General features: G+C 43.7%; 19 protein-coding genes. 7 read left to right on the top strand and 12 right to left on the bottom strand.

Annotated features, from left to right (window positions below):
• Positions 1 to 5: 5 nt before the first annotated feature.
• The 11 genes from C1721_RS05090 to C1721_RS05150 all read right to left on the bottom strand — a co-directional run bounded on the left by C1721_RS05090 (position 6) and on the right by C1721_RS05150 (position 13,383).
• Positions 6 to 320 (bottom strand): hypothetical protein, encoded by a 315-nt coding sequence (locus C1721_RS05090; protein ID WP_102407402.1) that lies wholly within the window; start codon positions 318 to 320, stop codon positions 6 to 8.
• Positions 321 to 332: 12 nt separating this feature from the next.
• Positions 333 to 824 carry a hypothetical protein gene (locus tag C1721_RS05095; RefSeq protein ID WP_071149203.1) on the bottom strand — a complete coding sequence of 164 codons (492 nt, stop codon included), beginning with the start codon at positions 822 to 824 and terminating at the stop codon, positions 333 to 335.
• Between the two features lie 223 nt (positions 825 to 1,047).
• Positions 1,048 to 4,050, bottom strand: a complete 3,003-nt coding sequence (locus C1721_RS05105) for an N-6 DNA methylase (RefSeq protein WP_102407403.1) — start codon at positions 4,048 to 4,050, stop codon at positions 1,048 to 1,050.
• An 80-nt stretch (positions 4,051 to 4,130) separates the two neighbouring features.
• The gene (locus C1721_RS05110; protein ID WP_102407404.1) at positions 4,131 to 5,072 is read right to left on the bottom strand and encodes a hypothetical protein; all 942 of its coding nucleotides are present in this window, start codon (positions 5,070 to 5,072) and stop codon (positions 4,131 to 4,133) included.
• A 12-nt stretch (positions 5,073 to 5,084) separates the two neighbouring features.
• Positions 5,085 to 5,915: a DUF4121 family protein gene (locus C1721_RS05115; RefSeq protein WP_102407405.1), complete on the bottom strand. Its 831-nt coding sequence runs from the start codon at positions 5,913 to 5,915 to the stop codon at positions 5,085 to 5,087.
• A gap of 533 nt (positions 5,916 to 6,448) precedes the next feature.
• Positions 6,449 to 8,284, bottom strand: a complete 1,836-nt coding sequence (locus tag C1721_RS05125) for a 4-hydroxy-3-methylbut-2-en-1-yl diphosphate synthase (protein ID WP_102407406.1) — start codon at positions 8,282 to 8,284, stop codon at positions 6,449 to 6,451.
• Positions 8,285 to 8,339: 55 nt separating this feature from the next.
• Complete coding sequence (gene purE / locus C1721_RS05130) at positions 8,340 to 8,846, bottom strand: 5-(carboxyamino)imidazole ribonucleotide mutase (RefSeq protein ID WP_102407407.1); 507 nt, start codon at positions 8,844 to 8,846, stop codon at positions 8,340 to 8,342.
• A 6-nt stretch (positions 8,847 to 8,852) separates the two neighbouring features.
• The gene (gcvH, locus tag C1721_RS05135; RefSeq protein WP_102407408.1) at positions 8,853 to 9,233 is read right to left on the bottom strand and encodes a glycine cleavage system protein GcvH; all 381 of its coding nucleotides are present in this window, start codon (positions 9,231 to 9,233) and stop codon (positions 8,853 to 8,855) included.
• 16 nt (positions 9,234 to 9,249) lie between these two features.
• Positions 9,250 to 9,870, bottom strand: a complete 621-nt coding sequence (locus tag C1721_RS05140) for a hypothetical protein (RefSeq protein WP_102407409.1) — start codon at positions 9,868 to 9,870, stop codon at positions 9,250 to 9,252.
• A gap of 12 nt (positions 9,871 to 9,882) precedes the next feature.
• Complete coding sequence (gene rpoN, locus C1721_RS05145; protein WP_102407410.1) at positions 9,883 to 11,340, bottom strand: RNA polymerase factor sigma-54; 1,458 nt, start codon at positions 11,338 to 11,340, stop codon at positions 9,883 to 9,885.
• Between the two features lie 375 nt (positions 11,341 to 11,715).
• On the bottom strand, positions 11,716 to 13,383 hold the full coding sequence (locus C1721_RS05150; protein ID WP_102407411.1) for a nucleoside kinase: 1,668 nt from the start codon (positions 13,381 to 13,383) through the stop codon (positions 11,716 to 11,718).
• 82 nt (positions 13,384 to 13,465) lie between these two features.
• Here C1721_RS05150 and C1721_RS05155 point away from each other — a divergent pair, with 82 nt between their 5' ends.
• The gene (locus C1721_RS05155) at positions 13,466 to 15,151 is read left to right on the top strand and encodes a Na/Pi cotransporter family protein (RefSeq protein ID WP_102407412.1); all 1,686 of its coding nucleotides are present in this window, start codon (positions 13,466 to 13,468) and stop codon (positions 15,149 to 15,151) included.
• Between the two features lie 240 nt (positions 15,152 to 15,391).
• On the opposite strand, the gene dusB is transcribed toward C1721_RS05155, so the two are convergent.
• Positions 15,392 to 16,381: a tRNA dihydrouridine synthase DusB gene (dusB, locus tag C1721_RS05160; RefSeq protein WP_102407413.1), complete on the bottom strand. Its 990-nt coding sequence runs from the start codon at positions 16,379 to 16,381 to the stop codon at positions 15,392 to 15,394.
• A 93-nt stretch (positions 16,382 to 16,474) separates the two neighbouring features.
• On the opposite strand from dusB, the gene C1721_RS05165 reads away from it, so the two are divergent.
• The 6 genes from C1721_RS05165 (at position 16,475) to C1721_RS05190 (ending at position 23,404) form a co-directional block, all read left to right on the top strand.
• The gene (locus C1721_RS05165) at positions 16,475 to 17,584 is read left to right on the top strand and encodes an SGNH/GDSL hydrolase family protein (protein ID WP_102407414.1); all 1,110 of its coding nucleotides are present in this window, start codon (positions 16,475 to 16,477) and stop codon (positions 17,582 to 17,584) included.
• 57 nt (positions 17,585 to 17,641) lie between these two features.
• Positions 17,642 to 18,901, top strand: a complete 1,260-nt coding sequence (locus C1721_RS05170; protein WP_102407415.1) for a peptidase U32 family protein — start codon at positions 17,642 to 17,644, stop codon at positions 18,899 to 18,901.
• Positions 18,902 to 18,903: 2 nt separating this feature from the next.
• Positions 18,904 to 19,311 carry an acyl-CoA thioesterase gene (locus tag C1721_RS05175; protein WP_102407416.1) on the top strand — a complete coding sequence of 136 codons (408 nt, stop codon included), beginning with the start codon at positions 18,904 to 18,906 and terminating at the stop codon, positions 19,309 to 19,311.
• A complete protein-coding gene (gene dprA / locus C1721_RS05180; RefSeq protein WP_102407417.1) occupies positions 19,312 to 20,427 on the top strand; it encodes a DNA-processing protein DprA in 1,116 nt (371 codons plus the stop codon).
• A 545-nt stretch (positions 20,428 to 20,972) separates the two neighbouring features.
• Entirely contained in the window at positions 20,973 to 22,148 is a 1,176-nt protein-coding gene (locus C1721_RS05185) for a 6-bladed beta-propeller (RefSeq protein ID WP_102407418.1), read from the top strand.
• A gap of 161 nt (positions 22,149 to 22,309) precedes the next feature.
• Positions 22,310 to 23,404, top strand: coding sequence for an efflux RND transporter periplasmic adaptor subunit (locus tag C1721_RS05190; protein ID WP_102407419.1), 1,095 nt, complete (start codon positions 22,310 to 22,312; stop codon positions 23,402 to 23,404).
• The last annotated feature ends 16 nt before the right edge of the window (positions 23,405 to 23,420 follow it).

Below are 23,420 nucleotides of genomic sequence, written 5' to 3' on the forward strand. Positions count from 1 at the left end.
CATTTTCAGTTTGCCGTTTCCATGTCTTTTCCGTTGTCTTTCGCTGCCAGGACACCGAAAGGCAAATCGAGTATCCTGTGATTAAAACACAGCGTTGAATTGTAGTCCGTGCGTTGCCAGAGGGTGAAATGGTCTCCGGTGAACGACCATCTGAAATAGCCTGACAGCGAGCCGAATTGCGGGTTGACGTTCCTGCTTATGAGGAAGCGGTTCACGTCCACGATGTGTCCCGCCGTCAGTAGTATGTTCAGTATCTCCACGAATGCCAGCTGCGAGTATGGGTCGATAGGCATTACAGGTCCTTTGAAGTTGATTTCCATATCTTTTGTCTTTTAGTCATAATTGTCATCAAATATTTCGTACCGGAAGGGAAGCATGTCGCAGTAGTAGCTTGATACGCCCGTGTATATCAGGGCATCTTCTCCCGTGTCCGCGTCTTCTTCCGTTTCCGTGACGGTGTCCCCGTACAGGTCATGGTAGTGCGATACCATCATGTGCGGGTCATCCGTGGTGATGTCATATCCGTAACTTCTGCTCCAGTTTATGAAAAACTCCGTTTCTTCCTCTTCGAGCCTTTCAAGGGCATCCCTGATCTCGAAGAAGTTGGGACAGAGCCATTCACGGCTAATCAGTGTGTCCGGAATGTTTTCCCATTTCGGATACCGGTATTCCGGTTCCTCCTCCCCGGGAAACAGGTCGGAACAGGCACTCAGGAACTCGCCCATGTCGCTGTATTCGGACAGGTGCATCCAGTAGTCCCTGTAATCCTTTATGTCCATGAGATGCTGTGTGGTCACGGCAATCTCTGCATTGTTCAGATCCATATTACTTGTCTTTTATGTATGTGGATGCCGGGGATTCCATTCCACCGACCTTGACAAGGTGCCGTGTCCCGGCTGTGCAGGGTTTTTCGGGAAAATACCGCAGCCCCGGCGAGGATGATTTTCCCGAAAACCGCCTGCGGCCTGACCTTGCTCAGCCGATGGGGACGCGGACTACCTTTGTCGGTGGGAATGGAACTCCCGGTCTTCTCCATACGGTTCATGTTCATTCTCTTATGCGCTGGCTTCCCCAGCTGATATGTATTTTGCCTTCACTGTCCTGCGTGCGGACGAGCAGGCTGTCGATGACGGACATCGTGATGTCGAATTCCTCGAAGATTTCTGACTGTTCCTTGACCTCCCCGGTCTTGATGAATTCGTTCAGACGTTCCTTGGTCAGTACCAGTGCCATCAGGTTCTGTTCGACCGAATCTTCGTAGGTGACGTAGTGGACATCCTTCATTTCTTTGGAATCGAGACGGATGAAGCGGAAATAGAACTGTTCCATGCGGGGGATGTTCCATTGCAGGGACTCCAGTATCACGTCGTTGCAGGTAGGTATGTTCACGGAACTGCTCAGGCTCTGTTGCGTGCATATCAGGATGCCGTTGATGGTGGAGTCGAATTCCGTCACGATACTTTGCCGTTTTTTGAAGGCGACATCTCCCTTGACCACATATACAGGTCTGTCAGGAAAATGTTCCCGGATATAGCTCTCATACAGGTCAAATGCCGCCAGCGTGGTACATCCGATGGCTACCTTGCCCGGTATTTCTCTTACAAGCCTTTCGATATACCGGGTCTTGGAGGGATACCTGTCGCCGTAATACCCCTTTATCAGATGCGGTACCGAGCAGGCCTTGATAAGCAGCTTGATCTGTCTCATGAGTCGCAGCCCCGCGTCCTTTTTCGTGTCTCCCGTACTGTTGTAGTACAGCTCGCAGATGCGGCAGAATTCCTCGATGATGACACGGTACACCTCGTGTTCCCCTTCCGAGGGGTGGACGGTATGTGTCCGTATCCGGTATTTCTCTCCCGCGAAGTCACGGAACTTGCGGGTGATGACCGTCTTGCCTATGAGTTCGGAGAGTTCGTCCTTGTTATAGACATCCTGATTCTGTTTCTCTATGCCGAATACGGTGGCTTTTCCCGGACAGTGGCAGGCACGGAAGAGGACGTGTCCCCTGAAGGCTGGGAACGGTGTCCCGTAATCCGGGTTGTTCTCTTCCTCTATTTCGCGGTCCCTGTTTTCGTGGTAGACCTGCGGACTCCAGCATATCATGTTTACGGAGTTGTTGTAGAGCAACTCGAACTGGCTGTACAGTTCCGCGATGTTGTTGCGGGTGGTTGTTCCGGTATCGAGAATCTTGTATTTGAGCCTTCTGAATATGCACAGGACGTTTCTTGTACGCTGTGATGTGGGATTGGTGATTTCGTCCGACTCGTCGAAAACCAGGCACAGTTTGCCGGAAGTGCGTTTCACGAAACGCATCAGTCCTCTTTTCAGTTTCCGGAGCATGGAGGTGGAGACGACAAGGAATGTCCCTTCCGGTATGTTGTTGAGGTCGCCGGCGGTCTGTATTGTACGGAAGCGTTCCTTGTTTACGGTAAGGAACGGTATCCAGGTCATGTTGGTGGCAATGGCCGGTGCCAGTATGATGACATTCCTTGCCCTCCGGAACTTGAGCAGGTATTTCGCCCTGTGATAGACGGCGGCGGTCTTGCCCGAGCCTTGCTGCCAGTTCAGAAGGGCATAGCGTTTCTGCAGCACGAGGTTCAGGTCGTGTTTCTGCAAGTCCGTGAATTCGCAGACTTCACCTTCCTTGTTGATGAACCTGGTGCGGTCCAGGTATTCCTTCAGACCGTCATCTTCCCGCATTTCCGCAAACTGGAGATTCTGGGTCTCATATTGCCTCTGTTTGCGCCGTATCAGTTTTCTGGCGGCACGGATCTGCCGCATGTTCTTTTCCGTGACGGTTTCCGGCATCGGGAGTTCGGCCCTTCCGAGTATGATGTCGTTGATGCCTGCGGCCTTGTGCGTGACCTTGTCGAGCAGACGCGGGGCATACTGTTTCAGCTTGAAGCCGTAGGATGTCTTTACCAATGCCACTTCCTTGCGCGGTACCACGTTCTGCGAGGTGATGTACCTGCGGATGATGCTGAGAACCTTGCCGGTGGTCAGCTTCTTGCGTTCCCATTCCTTTATCTGTTCTCTGGTGGCACCTTCCGGTGGTTTCTGGTTGCGGAATTTGGACACCAGCGCTTCCGCCTTTTCGATGTGCCTGTTCAGCACGGCATGGGCTTTCAGTTCGTACATGTACTTGGCGAGCCTGTACTCGAACTGTTCCAGTTCTTCCTTGTCTATATGGTTGGACTCCCGCATCAGTTGGAAGCGCAGCCGGTGTTTCATTTTCCGTACTTCGGCTATGCGTTCCTTCAGTTCTTCCATGCTGACAAACTCTTCCGCGTTGTAGGGTTGCATTTCTATATGGAAGGAACGGCGGAGGAATACCATGATTTTTGTAGCGAAATTCTGTACGCCCACCGGAGAGAAGGCTGAATGGTCCAGCCGGGTCTGGCCGATGAAGGAGAAATTCGAGTTGATTTTCGCCACGCGGGTCTTTTCCCAGAATTCGTTCTGCATGAAGGAGAGAGGGACGATGACCATCAGGATTCCGGCGGGGTTAAGCACGTCATAGGCCTTGTCCATGTAGAATTCCTGCGACAGTCTGTAATCAAATTTCAGGTTGAAGGGCGGATTCCCGACAATGATGTCGAAACGCTGTTCGGGATTGTACAGCTGTATATCGCACTTTTCGATATGGGCTTCCGGGTATAGGTATCTGGCGACAGTCACCGCCTTGCCGTCGATGTCGAATCCGTAGGCATTGTGCAGGTTGGGCAGATGGTTGAAGAAGTTGCCCATGCCGCAGCACATGTCAAGCACCATTTCCGTAGATGTCGGGGATAGGGTTTCCATCATGTTCCGGCATATGTCGTGCGGGGTGAAGAACTGTCCCATCTCAAATTCCTTCTTGGCCTCGGCATAGTCATGGTAGCTGGCGAAGTCCGACTGTCTGAGGCTGTGCAGTCCTCCGGTTCCCGTGTAGCAGTTGTAGATGCTTTCCTTCGGGACGAGGTCCTTGCCGGAGTCTATGGCGAAAAGAATCTTCTCGTTGACCTCGGCACGCCTGTCCTGGGGAATCTGTTGGGGTATGATGGCATACATGTCTTTTCTTTTTTAATGGTTGGAAACGAAGACACCCCGCAAGGATGTCTTACGGGGTGCCTGAATAAGTATTTCATGAATCAGTCTTCTCTGAGTGTGATTTCATCCAGCCGCAGTTTCCTGTAGCAGTTCTCTGCGGCCCGGCTGTCCTTGAAGCGCACGTCGATGCGTCCGTTCTTGTAGAACTTGATCTGCTCTGCATTGGTCAGGGTGAGGCTGTACCATTCGGTTATATCCACATCGCGTCTGTCAAGGCCGATGACCATACCGCTTGAACCGTTTATCACGTCATCCGCCCCGTATGCGATACCTTCGCAGAAAATGTCCACTTTCCTCCCGCAGTCATACGAGAACTCATATTCCTTGTGGTATTCCAGATGGATGCTGTCCCAGGACACGATGTCAGGGAAAGTTATCTTGTCCTTTTTCAGTTCGGGCTTCACCTTGCTCCAGCGGGAAGGCTGTACCGTTTTCAGGAAACGGGCCAGCAGTTCTTCCTCTGCGGTCTCACGGAAACTTTTTCCGCCGAGGTGTTCGATGACCGTGTCCACGTAAGTCTGGTAGACCGGACGGAACCCCATGCGCATGGCCTTCTCGTCGATTACAGGAACGGGGACATCTACATTGTAGGTCCTGTTGAAATAGGAAATGATGCGACTCGCAAAATTCGCGTTGGCATTGCAGTTGTTGTCCGCAAGCTCGTTGATGAGGTCAAACGGTTTGAATTCGTTGTGGGTATAGTCATCCTCCCCGCTGTAGTTGAAATGGAAGTTCCGTATAGTGACCTTACCGTTATCCTCATACTTGAAGTTCTTTGTTTCCCGGTACCGTTCCGCTTCTTCCTTGAAGATGGCATACCATCGGTCGATACGGTCAAGCGTTTTGTAGAGCTGGTCCTGCTGGAGCTGGCAATACTGCCTGTCCTGTTCTGTAATCTTGTCCTCGTTTCTCACTTGTACGTTCAGGATTCCTGTGAGCAGGTCAGTGTGGCTGCCTGCTGTTCTTGTTGCTGTTGTCTGCATAACTGTATTATTTTAGAGATTGTCAATTTCGGGTTTGATACGGTAACAGCAGGTAATGTGGCTGTCCATGTCCTTGACCAGCTTGACCTGTTCTGGATAAAAGTTGAGACGCCGTTCCACGGCCGGGGCATCTATCTTGTCCCACTCGTGCTGCGGCAGGAACCGGTTCTCATGACGGAAACACCAGAGAACGATATGGTTTTCCTGGTTGCCCTTGAACACGGTCCCTTCATAGTCCTTCAGGAACTGCTGGAAGTCATCTTCGGTCCTGAAAGCTATGTCGAAGCCCTGGTACAGGTTGCGTGCGTCCGGACCCGTGTTTTTTGTCAGATAATACTGTCTCCATGTTTCCGTGGTGAAATCGCCGTAGAGAGGGTCAGGTTCGGAATAGGACCATAACGGCACTCTTGCCGTGAATGCGACGGCACCGTTGGCGCACGCACCGCAGTTGCCCCAGTCTTGGAATACCCCTTCCGTCCATCTGACGAACTTTAACTGGCGGGGGTCAATATGATGGAAGGATCCTCCGCTGACGCTTAAACCTATACCGTCATACTCTTCCCATATGAAAGGGACATAGGGGATTTCACAGATGGAAATCAGTCCGTCCGTATTTTTGCGTTTCTCGATGAGGGCGTTGCCGTAATATTTCCCGTATCTGTCCACATAGATGAGTCTGTCTCCGACCTGCGGAATCTTTTCAGAGCGTGTCCTTTCTATCAGTTCCACATAACCGTTGGCCATATCCACGTCCTGCTGTGTCAGCCAGTGTTCATGATCGTACAGAATGTTCAGTGGTTTGAGTGTTTCCACCGTGTACTTGTTCTTTGTTGCCTGTAACATAACATTTGATTTTTTGTTAGTCCGGCTTCTGGGGCCGGAGTTCCCATAACTACAGGCCTAAAAAGGTCGTGTTCCGTACATGCAAGGCTTCGGGAAAAAATACCGCAAGCCCTCCGGGGCGAGGATGATTTTTTCCACGAACCCGAAGGGCTTGGCCTTGCTTGTACGGGAAGAACACGAATTACCTTTGCCTGTGGTTCTGGGGACTCGGCTACGGTATGCTCGTTTTTCCCGATATGTTTTTATTCCGTAAGATTGCAGCCGTTTATATGGCCTTTTCAGAAAGAAATGTTATCTTTGCAAGTGAGATAAAGAGTTATTTGAAAGCATGAGAAATATGGCGGTTCGGAACAGTCCGGCTTTTTCTTATCCATTGCCCGTTCTCGTGCGAGTTTTATCCAATCTGTTGATAGTCAAATAAAACCTACCTGATTACAACAAATATAGGAAAAAGTTGATAGTTCTCAAATGAGAGTTGACAGTTGTTTGATTCCTGTATAGAATATTAACTGTCACATATTCATAATTATCTATCAATTGCTCCAATCGCCATTCTCTTTTATTAATTGAACTAAACGCTCTACAGCATCTTCCTCAGGGATATTTTTTAATACGCATTTTTTCCCTTTATACAGATTGATCTGTCCGCGTCCGGCTCCTACATATCCATAATCGGCATCGGCCATTTCGCCGGGACCGTTCACTATACATCCCATTATTCCTATTTTTAAACCTTTCAAATGGAAAGTCGCTTCTTTGATACGGGCTATCGTTGTTTGCAAGTCATATAATGTACGTCCGCAACTAGGACATGAAATATATTCTGTTTTACTGATACGGACACGTGCCGCCTGTAAAATACCGAACATACATCTGTCGGTAACCAACGCAACCGTACCTTCATTATGCAGCATTACGCCATCCCCGAACCCGTCAAGCAACAAAGTTCCAAAGTCGGCAGCAGATTTTAATTGCAATGCTTCAACGTCTGTTTCCTGATAATCACGATGCAAGATAACCGGCACATCGCAACCGGCGGACAATAATTTATGCATGGCCGCACGCTCAGAGCCTACTCCATTCTGATTATGAGTGCTAAGCACAACAACAACGGTCTTATCTTTTTTCAATATCTCCAATAACCGGTCGTTCAGATCGTTATTTGTGATACGTATAAACTTTAAAGGGGCTTGGCAGCTTTCCAGTTCCTCAGCTTCGGATGCGATAAAATAGGGAAACGCATTCGGACGTTCTTTCCAGAAATGGGCATCCACCAACAAACAGAAATTATCCGGCAAATTGTCCGGGTCTTCTTTCCCTATATACAAATAGTCGGGCAAAAACGAATAATCAAATTCAAAATCGCCATTGCTGCGATCGGAAATGACAACCGGAGGAAAACCACCCCCTATTCCTTCTACAACACGGGAAATACGGCGGTCGGCTGTTACCGGATCATAACCGGGAGCTAAAGAGGCCATAATCGGGACATGGTTTTCACGCTCCAATATATAATCCACCAGCTTACGTGCAACCGGTATTTCCGCTTCCGGATCTTCACTTAAAGAAACACGGATAGTATCACCTATCCCATCAGACAAAAGCGCACCTATACCAACCGCGCTTTTTATACGTCCGTCTTCTCCGTCTCCGGCCTCAGTCACACCCAGATGCAAAGGAAAAGACATTCCTTCTTTCTCCATTGTACGTACCAACAAACGGACTGTTTTCACCATAACCACCGTATTGGAGGCTTTAATGGAAATAACTACGTCGGGAAAATTCTCTTCCCTGCAAATACGAAGAAACTCCATACAAGAGGCAACCATCCCCTCCGGAGTATCACCATACCGGCTCATGATACGATCCGAGAGTGAGCCATGGTTCACTCCAATACGGATGGCAGTCTTATGTTTTTTACAAATGTCAAGGAATGGTACAAAGCGGTCACGTATCTTTTGTAACTCTGCGGCATATTCCTCATCGGTATACTCAAGATGGCTAAAGGTTTTAACCTTGTCTACATAATTGCCCGGGTTGATACGTACCTTCTCTACTTCTTCGGCAGCAACATCGGCCGCTTTCGGATTAAAATGTATATCTGCAACTAACGGAGTAGTATAACCTTCCATGTTCAAAGCCCGGCGAATCTCGCCTAAATTGCGCGCTTCACGTTCGCCTTGTGCGGTAAAACGTACATATTCGGCTCCGGCTTCAATCATCCGTATTGCCTGACGGACAGCTGCATCTGTATCCATGGTTGATACATTGCCCATAGACTGGATACGAATCGGATTCTCTCCTCCTAATGGGATATTACCAATATTTACCACTGACGATTTACGTCGGGAATAATTAAAGTAATCCATAATTCAGTTGACAAGTGAGAGTTGGCAGTAACATAAAGCTACTGCCAACTATTAACTAATTTGTTTTATATTTAAAAGAAACTTTCGCCAACTCTTCGTTGGCCTTTACTATCTTTTTCTTCAGTTCTTCCTTATAAGCAGTGAGTTTATCCTGTAGTTTTTCATCCCCTACGGCAAGCATTTGCACAGCGAGGATACCGGCATTCAAAGCGCCATTAATACCAACGGTAGCAACCGGAATTCCCGGAGGCATCTGTACAATAGCCAATAAAGCGTCCATGCCGTCCAATGTGGAATTAATAGGTACACCAATTACAGGAACAGTCGTCATAGAAGCAATTACCCCGCATAAATGGGCAGCCATACCGGCAGCGGCAATAATAACTTTAATGCCACGGTCTTTAGCTCCTTTTGCGAAAGCCTCTACTTCGGCCGGTGTACGATGAGCAGACAACGCGTGCATTTCAAACGGGATTTCCATCTCGTCCAATAATTTCGCAGCCTTTTCCATGACGGGCAGATCGGAAGTACTGCCCATTATTATACTTACAACAGGTGTCATATATTCTTATTTTGCAATCATTTTCTGGTAATCGGCAGCAGACAGCAAACCATCCAGTTCTGCCTTGTCTGTTATGGCTATTTTAATTAACCAGCCTTTACCGTAAGCGTCTTCATTAACCAATTCGGGGTTGTCTTCCAATTCAGCGTTTATCTCCAATACTTCGCCTCCAACAGGCATAAACAGGTCTGACACGGTCTTTACAGCTTCAATAGTCCCGAAGACTTCTTCACGGGCAACTGTTTCACCTTCTGTAGTAATGTCTACATAAACAATTTCTCCTAATTCGCCTTGTGCATAATCAGTAATACCAACGTAAGCTACGTCGCCTTCTACACGAATCCATTCATGATCTTCTGTGTACTTTAAATCTGCAGGAAAATTCATAATTTCAGTGTTTTTATTAGATGAATAAATAGATATAACTTAATAATGAGGCTACAAAGGTACACATAAATCCCAGACAAAAGCCTGTATATACCTGCATTGGCGTATGTCTTTTTAAAAAGATACGCGATGTGCCTACCAAACCGGCAATTACAAATAAAGCAATAAACGCCCAGTAAGGATTTATCATATGAATACGAGCCACGCCCATTATACCACCCAGCAATCCGCCGATACCGATGGCATGCGCGCTTATTTTCCAGAAAAAGTTAATACATAACGCAATTATCAAAGCAAAACAAGCTCCTATCAACATGGATAACAACCAAAACGGCATCATCATTTTATACAGAAAAAAGGTGCATACCATTATGGAAGTAATAAATATAAGGTAAGGAACAACCCGCTCTCTCCGGTCCGAGAGTTCTATATCGACCGCAGCGCCGCTCTTTATCATCAGCCAAATAAATATCGCAGGTATAATTGCCGTAGAAACAAATGTACCACCTGCTATCAGTAGCTTCATCGTGGGCGGGTAGATGGCGAGATACGTAAAGGTAAGCGCCAATACAATCCCATAGGTCACCATAAGCAACGGATGGAACAGGAAAGATATTATATTTGAAAATAATCTCATATCACTTATTAATTAAATTTCTTTTCTGAGCCTGGCCACCGGAACGCCTAGCTGTTCCCGGTATTTGGCAACCGTACGACGAGCTATTACATACCCTTTTTCTTTCAAGATAGATGCCAATTCTTCATCCGTAAGAGGTTTGCGTTTATCTTCACTGTCGATGTGCTCCTTCATGATCTTTTTCACCTCGCGGGTAGATATTTCCTCGCCACTGTCGGTTTGCATTGATTCCGAGAAGAAATATTTAAGCGGATAAATACCGAAATTGGTCTGCACATATTTACTGTTACTTACCCGTGAAATAGTAGATATATCATATCCGGCACGCTCGGCAACATCTTTCAGAATCATCGGACGAAGCGTTGCTTCATCTCCTGTAAGGAAAAAGTCCCTCTGCAAGAGGATTATAGCCTCCATTGTACGCTGCAAGGTTTCCTGGCGTTGCTTGATCGCATCAATAAACCACTGGGCAGAGTCTAACTTCTGTTTCACAAACTGCACGGCATCACGCATCTCAGACGTCTGGTTTGCTTTGTTTCCCGCGTAATCCTGAAACATTTCGGCATACTCACGATTAATCCGCAGAGCCGGAATATCCCGATTATTCATATTCAAAATCAGTTCACCATTATTGGCTTCTACCAGAAAATCCGGTACAATCCGGCTCATCGCTACTTCCATAGAACCACCCCAACTGCTTCCAGGTTTAGGATTCAGCATGGTTATTTCATGTATGGCTTTCTTTAGCGTATTTTCATCTATATCCAGAGAACGCAGGATCTTATCGTAATGTTTACGGATAAACTCTTCAAAATAATCGGTAAGAATACGTATAGAGAGTGTATTTACCGGCGTTTTTTCACGCTTGTCCAATTGAATTAACAAACATTCCTGTAAACTGCGGGCACCAACGCCGGCCGGTTCAAAGTCCTGAATGATGGAAAGCACATCTTCTATCTCCGCTTCCTGAACGTCTTGTCCTGCCTGAAACACAAGATCATCGGCTATAGCAGACAAGTCTCTTCTCAGATAACCATCATCATCTATATTACCTATAATATATTCAGCTATCTTTTCTTGTTTTTCGGACAACTCGCGCAATCCCAACTGTTGCAACAGACATTCATTTAAAGACTGGCTGACCGAAAACGGCACATCCTCTTTTTGTTCCACCCGCTCACTCATTTCGCGGAGCTTATAATCCGGTATGTCGTCTTCACTCAAATAATCGCCTAAAGAGAGGTCTGTTTCTGTATCGGCCGACGCGGAATCCATTCCGCTTTCATCTTCTTCAGTCCGTTCAAAGTCATCCACAGGCTCCCGTCCTTCTTCCAATGCAGGATTATCCTCCAGTTCATGCTTCACACGTTCTTCCAGTTCAATAGCCGGAAGCTCCAGAAGCCGTATCAACTGGATCTGCTGGGGAGAGAGTTTTTGCTGTAACTTTTGTTGTAACTGTTGCTTCAACATAAATCTATAAATCTACAAGAACAGACACAGCCTGTTCGTCTATTTAGAACATGCAAATATAAGTGTTTACAACCAAGATACATGAATCTCTTTCATAAATATTTCATAACCGCTATGCGCAGCCCTTACCACTTCTTACTATCGCCTATGGCACATTCTAACCCAAAAGATCCTAAAAACTAATAGGCCGACAGTAGTCAACCTATAAAACGACACTGGTCGGCCTATAGTTTGACAGCTGTCGATCTATAAGCCGACCCGTGTCGTTCTATTAAATAGTCGGGATAAAATGGCTAAATAGTACGGTATTTCAAATAAAAAAATCCGGACTTTTTGTTTAAATCCGGATTAAAGAGAATAATATAATCCTATGAATTAATACCGGAAACTTCCGCCTCCCAAAAATTCACGCAATAGAGAAGTGCCCGGCAAATCTTCGTCAGGAATATAATTAAAGTAGCGTAAGAAACGGAGCAAACGGTAGGCTTCGGCATTCGCACGGTCACTCTCGCGGACTTCCGATAATATCGGTTCGGCAAAACGGCGAAGGGCGGCCAGTTCGTACAGCATGGCACTGTTAAACATGGCATCGGCATTTTCCTGATAAGGAAATATCCATTTGTCTTCGCCACGGCGTACGCTGGGCCAGCGCGAAATCGTATCCTCGGCCGAATATCCCCGGAAACGGTAATCGCGAATAATACGACGAAGCAGACGGTTATCGGTAGTAGGAATCCAGTTATGGTTATCCAATGAAATGGAAGTCAGCACGGAAACGTAAACGCGATATTTATATTTATCGTCAACAAAAGCCGTAAGCTCCGGATTCAAGGCATGAATACCTTCGATAACCAATACGGAGTTTTCATGAAGTTTTAACTTCTTTCCTTTATAAATACGTGAGCCTGTCTCAAAATTGAAACTGGGCAGTTCTATCTCTTCTCCGGACAACAGTTTCTTTAAATCACTGTTAAAATAGGGAAGGTCAAGGGCGTAAAGAGACTCGAAATCGTACTCGCCCGATTCATCCTTAGGTGTATCTTCCCGGTTCAAGAAGTAATCGTCCAGAGAAATTCCAACCGGATGCAGCAAATTCGTCGTTAATTGTATCTCCAAACGCTTGCAGAACGTAGTCTTTCCTGAGGACGAAGGGCCGGAAATAAGCACCATACGCACGCCGTCTTGATAACGATGGGCAATGTCTTCCGCTATTTTCGCAACCTGCTTCTCCTGCATGGCTTCGGAAACCAGTATGATTTCACGCGAAAGGCCTTTCTCGATAGCCCTGTTCAGATCTCCTACATTATTTAATCCTACAGTACGCTGTAAAGTAAGATGCTCCTTGTATGCTTCAAACATCTTATCCTGGCAAATGACCGGTTCCAACTCGGTTGGATTACTGCGCTGAGGTATACGCAACAAAACGCCGTCGGCATAAGGTATAATATCAAACAACTGAATATAGCCGGTAGACGGAGTAAGACATCCGTAGAAGAAATTGATATATCCGTCCAGGTCATAATAAGAGGTATATGACATACCGGCTGTTTCAATCAAACGGGCTTTGTCATTCATTCCACGTTCCCGGAATAATACGGCGGCATCTACGGTACGAACCGTTTTATGGAGAAACGGCAGGTCTGCACTAATAATTTCACGCATCCGCTTCTTTATTTTGTCGATTGTCTCCAAATCTATTTGTTTACCATTATGGATAACGCAATAGTATCCTTTTGAGACGGGATGCTCCAAGTTCAGGGTAGCGCTGGGCAGAACATCATTCACTGCCTTCGAGAAGATATGGCAAAGAGAGCGAACATAGGTTCTCAACCCTGACAGGTCCTTATAATCTACATATTCGATGTCTTTAGGCTGCCAACATTTAAAAGTCAAAGCCTCTGTACGGTTATTAACTTGCGCGTTCATAGGACGATACTGCAACGGCGCACCTACGGCGGCATAAATATCAAGTAAAGAAGAACCGATGGGTACTTCTTTATAAGTATTGTTATTTTTACAATAAATTGTAATTGTTTCAGACATGTTTTTTCAGTTATTATTTATATTTTTGCCCCCTAAAGTTAGGAATATTAATCGGATATACATCCACTTAAACTTATTTTAAATGGACTATTCTTTTTTTGATTTTCTCCGGCTGATAGGATCATTGGCCCTGTTTTTGTACGGAATGAAAATCATGAGTGAAGGATTGCAAAAGTTCGCAGGCGACAGTTTACGACGGATCTTGACCGCAATGACCACCAACAGGGTGACAGGCGTACTGACCGGAGTATTAATTACAGCCCTTATCCAATCTTCATCAGCCACTACTGTGATGGTAGTAAGTTTTGTTAACGCCGGATTACTGACACTTACCCAATCCATCGGTGTCATCATGGGAGCCAACATCGGAACAACGGTCACAGCCTGGCTTATTTCGGCTCTCGGTTTCAAAATAGATATCTCGGCTTTTGCTCTTCCCCTCCTAGCTTTCGCTCTTCCTCTTTTCTTCTCAGGAAAAAGTTCCCGTAAATCTGTAGGTGAATTCATTTTCGGTTTCGCTTTCTTATTTATAGGACTGCAAAGCCTGAAAACGAACGCTCCCGATCTAGGTGCCAACCCGGACATGCTGGCATTCGTTCAGAATTATACAGACATGGGATTCTTCTCCATTATCCTGTTCCTGTTTATCGGCGCGGTGTTAACCATGATTGTGCAGGCCTCTGCTGCAACAATGGCTATTACTTTAATTATGTGTGCCAATGGATGGATAGATTACCATCTGGGCGTGGCATTGGTATTAGGAGAAAATATCGGAACAACCATCACTGCCAACCTTGCTGCTTTAACAGGAAACACACAGGCCAGAAGAGCTGCTTTGGCGCATTTGGTATTCAACGTATTCGGTGTTATCTGGGTACTTGTTTTATTCTATCCGTTTACAAATGCCATTTCCTGGTTTGTAACTCATGTAATGAAAGTAAGCGACCCGGAAGTAGCCGTTTCATTCAAGCTGGCGGCTTTCCATACAGCATTCAATATCAGTAATACTTGTATCATGATATGGTTTGTAAACCTGATAGAGAAAACAGTATGTACACTTATCAAAGGAAAGCCGGAAGACGAAGAATATCGTTTGCGTTTTATTACCGGAGGTATGTTATCCACTGCCGAATTATCCATATTACAGGCTCGTAAAGAAATCACATTGTTTGCCGAACGAACCGCGCGCATGTTTAATATGGTCAAAGAGTTATTCTATGAAAAGAATGAAGAAAACTTCCTGAAAACATACGGACGCGTAGAGAAATACGAGAGCATAAGCGACCGGATGGAAGTAGAAATCGCCAATTATCTGACACAAGTTTCCGAAGGCCGTTTAAGCTCGGAGAGTAAGGAAGAAATCCGCATCATGCTACGTGCGGTTTCCGAAATAGAAAGTATTGCAGACTCATGTAACAATCTGGCCCGTAGTATTAAACGCAGAAATGAATTTAAATCGGAATTCACCGATGAACAAAACAAGCACATGGACCATATGTTTGAACTTGTCAGCCAGGCATTAGGCCATATGAACATTGTTCTGCATAAACCGGAGCTGGTTCACGACGACATCAATACGTCTTACAATATCGAAAATGAAATAAACAACTACCGTAATCAACTGAAGAACCGGAATATCGAAGATATAAACAACAAAAAGTATCAATATCAAGATGGCGTTTATTATATGGATATGGTTAGTGAAAGCGAAAAACTGGGAGATTACGTATTAAATGTAATGCAAGCTGTAATCGATAAGAAAATATAAAAACAGAATACAATAATCCAAAAAGCCGTCTTGCAACAAATACATGACGGCTTTTTGTGCTTTCCAACAAAACAGTCGTCGCGACTCCTTCATTACAAAGACTTGTTAACCTTAGATCTAAAATACTATGAAAAAAACTCAGTGCAAATATAAAATGATTTATTCGATATGCAATAGTTTTTATAACAATTTATTGCAATATTATCACTTTTATATTCCATTTTGACATATATCACAGCATTATCTGATTATTCCGAACTTTTCGGGGATAGAATCCATGATATGAAACAACTCTTCCACCGTTGCCGCACGCAACATAGCAACACGCGTTTGTTTAAAGTCGGTAATACCTTTAAATAAAGGAGTCGCTGCCAAATGACGGCGTATATGAAGTATGCCTCTGCGCTCATCCAGACGTTCCACACTTTGCAATACTTGCTGTTTCAATATATCTATATACCAGTCAAACGGTTCATCAGGCAATAGTTCTCCGGTATTAAGATAATGTTTCACCTCCCGGAATATCCAGGGACGGCCAATGCTTCCGCGTCCGATCATTACGCCATCCACTCCACATTCGGAGAAACATTGCCGGCATATTTCGGCGGATGTCACATCGCCATTACCTATAATAGGGATATACATACGCGGATTATTCTTTACGTCACCAATCAATGTCCAGTCAGCCTCACCGGTATACATTTGCGCACGGGTTCGTCCGTGGATGGAAAGAGCGGCAATACCGCAATCTTGCAATTGTTCGGCAAGATCTACAATAATCTTATTATCGGCATCCCATCCCAAACGTGTTTTAACAGTCACCGGGATATTCACAGCTTTAACTACTTCCTTTGTAATCTGCAACATCAAAGGAATATTACGTAGCATTCCGGCACCTGCGCCCTTGCCCGCCACTTTCTTTACCGGACAACCAAAATTAATATCTAAAATATTGGGACGGGCGGCTTCGCAGATACGGGCGGCTTCCACCATCGCATCTACATCTTTTCCGTATATCTGAATAGCAACAGGACGTTCATCTTCCGCAACAACCAGTTTTTGTTGTGTTTTGCTTACACTGCGTATCAGCGCATCACTGGAAACAAACTCCGTATAAACCATATCAGCACCGAAACGTTTACACATCAAACGAAAAGAGATGTCCGTCACGTCTTCCATGGGAGCCAGAAAAACGGGATGTTCGCCCAAGTCAATAGTTCCTATCTTCATAATTCATATAATAACGTCTTTTACGATTGCAAAAATACTGCTTTTCTTAGAAGAATACGGTATATTTGCATCTCTAACAATCAAATTGTATCCATGAAAAGAATCAGCATCTTATTACTTCTCATGGCGACTGCCATGTTCAGCACAATACAGGGACACGCACAGAAAAAGTCCTTTATCCCTGCCAATGATCCGAATATTGTTTATACAGGCCGCGTTAGTTTTCATAATCCGGAATCACCTGCTTTTACTTATCCGGGAGTGCAAATGATAATAAACTTCGAAGGAACATCTTTAGCTATGAAAGTAAAGCCGCATAGCGGTTATTTCACAGTAGAACTGGATGGAGGAGAACCATTCAAAGTGACTTCTCTTGAAAATGACAGTATCATTCCTTTAGCAACAAATTTACCTGCAGGAAAACACGCGGCTACAGTTATGCTGGCTTATGAAGGACGGGATTTCCGTCCGGAATTCCGTGGTTTCTATGTAGATAAAGAAAAAACATTACTTCCTCCTCCATCGCTTCCCAAAAGAAAAATAGAATTTATCGGCAACTCTATTACATGCGGATATGGCATAGAAGCGGAAGCTGAAAGTCCTTTTGATTATAAAGACGAAAATTTCTATTATACTTACGGTGCAACAACGGCCCGCGCATTGAACGCACAACATTTGGTAGTAGCAAAATCCGGCATTGGCGTTTACCGTAATTATGGTGATCCGAAGGAAGGATCGCCGGGCACTTGCTTACCCGATTTATACGATCAAACTCAATATATGGACAGTACGGAGATATGGGATTTTTCCCGCTATACGCCGGATGTCGTTTGTATTAATCTGGGAACAAATGATATATGTTTCAATACGTATGATGTAGACTTGCTTAAAAATGCTTATGTAAAGTTTGTACGCAAAATTCGCGGTTACTATCCTCAGGCCCAAATAGTGCTTCTCAGTGGTGTTATGCTAAACGGGAAACAGTTGGAAGATGTTCAGGGCGCAATGAATAAGGCGGCAGATGAATTAAAAGCCGGAGGCGAAACCCGGATATACCGTTTTGACATGACTCCGCAAGACGGCTCTCTTGGCTATGGCTCCGGTTGGCATCCTTCCATGAAACAACATCGCAAAATGGCCAAAGAACTTACAGGATTCCTCCAAACCATTACCGGTTGGGAGGTGGTATCTCCTATAGACTAGGCTATTTCCAAAATAACCCGTATCTTTGCCGTTCAAATATTTAATTCACAGAAAACATTGAACGAGAAAGATTTTGAAATAATGGCGCCGGTTGGTTCTTACGAATCATTGATGGCAGCCATCCAGGGAGGAGCCGATTCTATTTATTTCGGAATAGAGGGACTTAATATGCGTTCCCGCTCCTCTAACAACTTTACGACAGAAGACTTACACCGCATCGTTTCCATTTGCCGTGAACATGGAATAAAAAGCTACCTGACAGTAAACACCGTTATTTATGGAGAAGACATTCCTTTAATGCGTGAAATCATCAACGCAGCCAAAGAAGCCGGAGTCTCAGCCATCATTGCGGCAGACGTTGCTGCAATGGACTATGCAAACAGTATCGGGCAGGAAGTACATTTATCTACGCAACTGAATATTTCCAATGTAGAAGCACTGAAATTCTATGCACGTTTCGCAGACGTTGTCGTACTGGCAAGAGAACTGAACTTAAAGCAGGTACACGAAATATACAAGCAAATAGTAGAACAGCAGATTAAAGGCCCTAAAGGGGAACTGATCCGTATCGAAATGTTTGCCCACGGAGCTTTATGTATGGCCGTATCAGGCAAATGTTATCTGAGCTTGCATGAAATGAATGCCTCAGCCAATCGCGGAGCATGTATGCAAATCTGTCGCCGGGCTTATACCGTAAAGGATAAAGACAGCAATATCGAACTTGATGTAGAGAACCAGTATATCATGTCTCCCAAAGACTTGAAAACCATACATTTCATGAATAAGATGATGGATGCCGGCGTACGCGTATTCAAGATTGAAGGGCGAGCCAGAGGACCTGAGTATGTGCGTCTTGTAACCGAATGCTACAAAGCGGCGGTAAAAGCGTACTGCGATAATTCATTCGACGAGGAAAAAGTGGCAGACTGGGATAAACGTTTAAAAAGCGTATTTAACCGCGGCTTCTGGGATGGATATTATTTGGGACAGCGTCTGGGGGAATGGAGCAGTAAATACGGCTCAGGTGCCACTAAAAGAAAAGTATATGTAGCCAAAGGCATCAAATATTTCAATGGAATTGGCGTGGCGGAATTTGAGATGGAGTCCGGCAACCTGAAAGTAGGTGACGAAATTCTGATAACCGGCCCGACAACAGGAGCTATCATGCAAACAATAGAAGAGATACGGGTAGATTTGAAACCCGTAGAAGAAACAATAAAAGGAGAGCGCTTCTCATTTAAAGTAAATGAAAAGATACGTCCATCGGACAGATTATACAAAATGGTTCCCAATAGTATTGAAAAAGAACTGGAATAAACATGAAAGAGTATATATTTAAACTGACGGATAAAGTCCGTGACTACGAATGTGATTTACAGGGCGTAGTGAACAACTCCAACTATCAGCACTACATGGAGCATACTCGCCATGAATTTCTTGAATCGCTTGGTGAGAATTTCGGAGTTATGCACGATAAGGGAATAGACGGATTTGTGTCCCGCGTGGAAATACAATATAAAATATCCCTGAAAAGCGGCGATAGTTATATCTCTTGCCTGAATGTATATAAAAAAGGCGTCAAGCTCGTATTTGAACAAGATATCTACCGGGAGTCCGACGGAGCTCTCGCAACCAAAGGAATTGTAGAATCCGTCATCGTACAAGACGGCAAACTGACGCGAGGGGAATACTTCGATGATATGCTGAAAAGATTGAATAAAAAATAAATGACAGACAAACTAATTTACCAAATCGGCCTTACTATGATAAACGGGATAGGAGATATTCTAGCCCGCCATCTGCTGGAAATGTTCGGGGATGCAGAGGCTATTTTCTCAGAGAAAAAGCAAACACTGGAAAAAGTTTCCGGCATCGGGAGTATATTAGCCGCTGAAATTAAACGTGCGAATGTACTCCAGAGAGCCGAACAAGAGTTGGATTTTATTGAGAAAAACAACATTGTTCCTTATTTCCTGACCGATAAAGAATACCCGGAACGTCTACGGCAATGCCCGGATGCTCCGGTTTTATTTTATTTCAAAGGAAACGGGGACTTAAATGCTAAATATATTATCAGCATTGTAGGGACTCGCCATTCAACCGGTTATGGACAGGAATTGACCGAACAATTAATAGATGGACTGGCAGCTGTTCTGCCGGATGTATTAATCGTTAGCGGACTAGCCTACGGAATAGATATTTGCGCACACAAAAACGCGTTAAAAAATCAACTGTCAACGGTAGCTGTTCTTGCGCACGGATTAGATCGTATTTATCCCCCTTTACATCGAAACACAGCTGTAGAGATGTTATCCAATGGCGGATTATTAACCGATTTTCCAAGCCAAACAGATCCCGACAAACCGAACTTTATAAAGCGTAACCGGATTGTCGCGGGATTGGCAGACGCAACTGTCGTTATCGAATCCGCAGATAAAGGCGGTTCACTTATCACAGCCGACATAGCATTTTCATATGGTAGGGATGTTTACACATTCCCAGGGAGAATCGCCGATCCGTACTCCAAAGGATGCAACCAGTTAATCAAACAGAATAAAGCCGGACTTATCACCTCCGCCAACGATCTGATATCTGCCATGCGTTGGGATATTACACCACAAAAAGCGCCAATGGCAGTACAGGCAGAGCTTTTTTTCCCGGAAAATGAGAAACATACAAATATACAATCGTTGCTTTACAGCGAAAAAGAACTCCACATCAATCAACTTGCATTACTTCTCGATATGCCTGTACAAGAACTATCCGGTATTTTATTTGAGTTAGAAATGAATGGAATTGTAAAAGTTATGCCCGGCAACATTTACACTTTAGTTCATAAATAAGAATATGGAGTAGGGAAATTGATTTCACGAAGCAACTATATAAAACAATTAAAGGTTGTCTCCCGACAACCCCTAACCAACTTTGTTAACCTTAAATCTAATACTATTATGAAAAAACCACATTGCAAATATACACTCAAAAAGGCTTCTGTCAAGCGTTTTCCGAATAATATATGTTAAGTTCAAGCCATCCTATAGCCAAAAAGTGTTAGACAGTTTAAAACTACGTACAATACAACCAAAAACATTTAAATTTAACAATTAAAACGCCGTTTTCAATCCCTTTTCCCATGCATCATATCTTTTCTCCTATTTCAGAATTTCCATTTAACCTTATTCCCAAATCATCGGGATCATTTTTTGAAATCATCGGGATGTTTTTGAAAAATCATCGAGATGAAATTCTTTAACGTCTTATAGAAACTACTGAAAGTGATTAGTAAATTCATTAACATCATCCAATAAATAAAAAACGATTATATGCCAATAAAATACGATTATTTCATATATTTGCATAAAAATCGTAACAAGATAAAACAGCAACGATGAAAGAATTAACTCTAGTAGAACATATGTACAAACTGTACATTATTATTTTTATATTTTTGCTTGGTTGTACCAATACGCAAAAAGAGAATATTGAAACCTCCGACAGCAAACAAAGTATTCCTCAATATGAAATAGCATCTAACATAAATATTTCAATAAAAGATACTTTTAAATGGAATAGCATTGCAAAAAAATATACACTGCTGCCACTTGAGACAAAGGAATATATTGGAGCATCAAGTCAAATTAACTATCTGGATGACAGCTTAATCATAATAATAGACAATCAAACCCAATCATTATTCTATTTTGACATGAAGGGTGATTTGAAAAAGAAGTTCAATAAAACAGGTAACGGGCCGGGAGAATATCAGTACTTATCATTTTCCAAATACAACAAAGAAGACTCAACATTATTGATATTTGACAACGGAAATTCGAAAATACTAAAGTATTCTTTTAATAATGATTTGATATATGACAAAAAAGTTAATAACAAATCATGGAAAAACATTTGTTTTTCGGATAACACCGGTCATTTATACACAAAAAATATATCAGAGTCAAAAGCATTGATATCAGTATTAAATGATGACCTCAGTATAAAGTGTGATTATTTATTTTTTGATACGTTAGCAAGTATCAGGACAAAAACATGTATCTTTTTGCAGACTAACAAAAGCAATACTGTTGACAAATTTTTAATTAATGAAGCATCAAATGACACAGTCTATGAAATTAACAGTTCCTGTATAAAACCATTCTGTATAATAAAAAAAGAGAATCATGCCATACCTGTAAGTCAAATTGACAATTTCCTTAAATTACCACCGGAGAACGACTACATTTTATATTCAACAATAGATGCATTTTCGTCCTACATGCTTTATAGGTATTTATACAAAGGAGTTTCTAAAATAGAACTGTGGAGTAGCGAATCTAATGAGAAAATAGCAAATAGTGAATTACGAAGATCCGGATCAGATCTTCGCTCTCCACTTAAAGGAGGCTTCAAATTTGAGTTCAATACAGGTAATTCAATAAATATACTGCCAAGTTATGTTTCTGATAGTCGATTGGCATTTTTAATTCCGGCCGAAGAATGCTTAAATGAAATAGAGGGAGTAAAAGAAGATGATAACCCCCTATTACTTTTAATTGACTTAAAATAATAAACAAAGAAGTATCTATTTGAAATAGAACAGTCAAGAATTACAAAAATAAAAAAAGCATCCCATTAAACCTTTTTACAGAATAGTAGTCCAAATATGCAGTCTGTTGTGTATATTCGCAAAAATAATTGGAAGTACTTAGAAAAAGGTTTGAAAAGATCATGACAAAAAAAGCGAAGTGGGGCGTTACCGGTGCGATTATTCTATTAATCGCAGGAATGATTGCATACCCACAATTGAAAAGAGCGCTTATAACATCGAATGATGATGTTGCAGTACCGACCCCGGGTACATCTACCCACAAACAAACATTGAACATTAATGCAGAAGTTCTTAAATACAGCTCCCTCACTGACAAAATCAGGAGCATCGGCACCACTCTTCCCGATGAAGAAGTCGATCTGGCATTTGAATCTTCGGGTAAGGTAGTAGCTATCTATTTTACGGAAGGCACACATGTTAAAGCCGGAGATTTACTGGCAAAAATCAATGATAAACCATTACAGGCACAATTAAAAAAGCTGGAGGCACAAGTTCCTTTGGCAAAAGACCGTGTTTATCGTCAGCGTACTTTACTCGAGAAAGATGCTGTCAGCCAAGAGGCTTACGAACAAGTGGCAACCGAGTATGAAAAATTGATGGCCGATATAGAACTGGTGAAGGCAAATATCGCACAAACAGAATTACGCGCACCATTCGACGGCATAATCGGACTTCGTTCGGTAAGTGAAGGAGCATACGTTACTTCATCATCTTCCGTAATTGCAAAACTGACAAAAATATCCCCCTTAAAAATAGAATTTTCGATTCCGGAACGGTACGCTTCTGAAATCAGGGACGGCTCACCCATTGTATTCCGTATGGAAAGAGGTGGTCTGCTACATGAATACAATGCAACCGTATATGCCGTAGAAAGCAAGGTCGATACGGAAACCCGCACCCTGCGAGTCAGGGCCGCTTATCCCAATATAGGCGAATCCATACTTCCGGGCCGCTATACTTCCGTAGAAATAACCCGACAAGAAATTAAAGACGCACTGGCTATACCGAGCGAAGCATTAATTCCTGAAATGGGCAAAGATATTGTCTATCTTTATAAAAACGGTGTGGCAGAACCTACGGAAATAAAAATCGGATTACGCACAGAAGATCATGTACAGGTTTTAAGCGGATTAGTGCCCGGTGATACTTTGATCGTATCAGGCGTGATGCAGTTGCGCACAGGAATGAAGGTCTCAATTGATAACCTCGATTAATGAAAAGGAATCCACT

This window comes from Parabacteroides bouchesdurhonensis (assembly GCF_900186615.1).
Taxonomy (GTDB): Bacteria; Bacteroidota; Bacteroidia; order Bacteroidales; family Tannerellaceae; genus Parabacteroides; species Parabacteroides bouchesdurhonensis.

What these genes read in the sequence shown, in the direction of transcription:
- C1721_RS05090 (WP_102407402.1), bottom strand. Translation starts at nt 320, where the DNA reads ATGGAAATCAACTTCAAAGGACCTGTAATGCCTATCGACCCATACTCG.
- C1721_RS05095 (WP_071149203.1), bottom strand. Translation starts at nt 824, where the DNA reads ATGGATCTGAACAATGCAGAGATTGCCGTGACCACACAGCATCTCATG.
- C1721_RS05105 (WP_102407403.1), bottom strand. Translation starts at nt 4,050, where the DNA reads ATGTATGCCATCATACCCCAACAGATTCCCCAGGACAGGCGTGCCGAG.
- C1721_RS05110 (WP_102407404.1), bottom strand. Translation starts at nt 5,072, where the DNA reads ATGCAGACAACAGCAACAAGAACAGCAGGCAGCCACACTGACCTGCTC.
- C1721_RS05115 (WP_102407405.1), bottom strand. Translation starts at nt 5,915, where the DNA reads ATGTTACAGGCAACAAAGAACAAGTACACGGTGGAAACACTCAAACCA.
- C1721_RS05125 (WP_102407406.1), bottom strand. Translation starts at nt 8,284, where the DNA reads ATGGATTACTTTAATTATTCCCGACGTAAATCGTCAGTGGTAAATATT.
- purE (WP_102407407.1), bottom strand. Translation starts at nt 8,846, where the DNA reads ATGACACCTGTTGTAAGTATAATAATGGGCAGTACTTCCGATCTGCCC.
- gcvH (WP_102407408.1), bottom strand. Translation starts at nt 9,233, where the DNA reads ATGAATTTTCCTGCAGATTTAAAGTACACAGAAGATCATGAATGGATT.
- C1721_RS05140 (WP_102407409.1), bottom strand. Translation starts at nt 9,870, where the DNA reads ATGAGATTATTTTCAAATATAATATCTTTCCTGTTCCATCCGTTGCTT.
- rpoN (WP_102407410.1), bottom strand. Translation starts at nt 11,340, where the DNA reads ATGTTGAAGCAACAGTTACAACAAAAGTTACAGCAAAAACTCTCTCCC.
- C1721_RS05150 (WP_102407411.1), bottom strand. Translation starts at nt 13,383, where the DNA reads ATGTCTGAAACAATTACAATTTATTGTAAAAATAACAATACTTATAAA.
- C1721_RS05155 (WP_102407412.1), top strand. Translation starts at nt 13,466, where the DNA reads ATGGACTATTCTTTTTTTGATTTTCTCCGGCTGATAGGATCATTGGCC.
- dusB (WP_102407413.1), bottom strand. Translation starts at nt 16,381, where the DNA reads ATGAAGATAGGAACTATTGACTTGGGCGAACATCCCGTTTTTCTGGCT.
- C1721_RS05165 (WP_102407414.1), top strand. Translation starts at nt 16,475, where the DNA reads ATGAAAAGAATCAGCATCTTATTACTTCTCATGGCGACTGCCATGTTC.
- C1721_RS05175 (WP_102407416.1), top strand. Translation starts at nt 18,904, where the DNA reads ATGAAAGAGTATATATTTAAACTGACGGATAAAGTCCGTGACTACGAA.
- dprA (WP_102407417.1), top strand. Translation starts at nt 19,312, where the DNA reads ATGACAGACAAACTAATTTACCAAATCGGCCTTACTATGATAAACGGG.
- C1721_RS05185 (WP_102407418.1), top strand. Translation starts at nt 20,973, where the DNA reads ATGAAAGAATTAACTCTAGTAGAACATATGTACAAACTGTACATTATT.
- C1721_RS05190 (WP_102407419.1), top strand. Translation starts at nt 22,310, where the DNA reads ATGACAAAAAAAGCGAAGTGGGGCGTTACCGGTGCGATTATTCTATTA.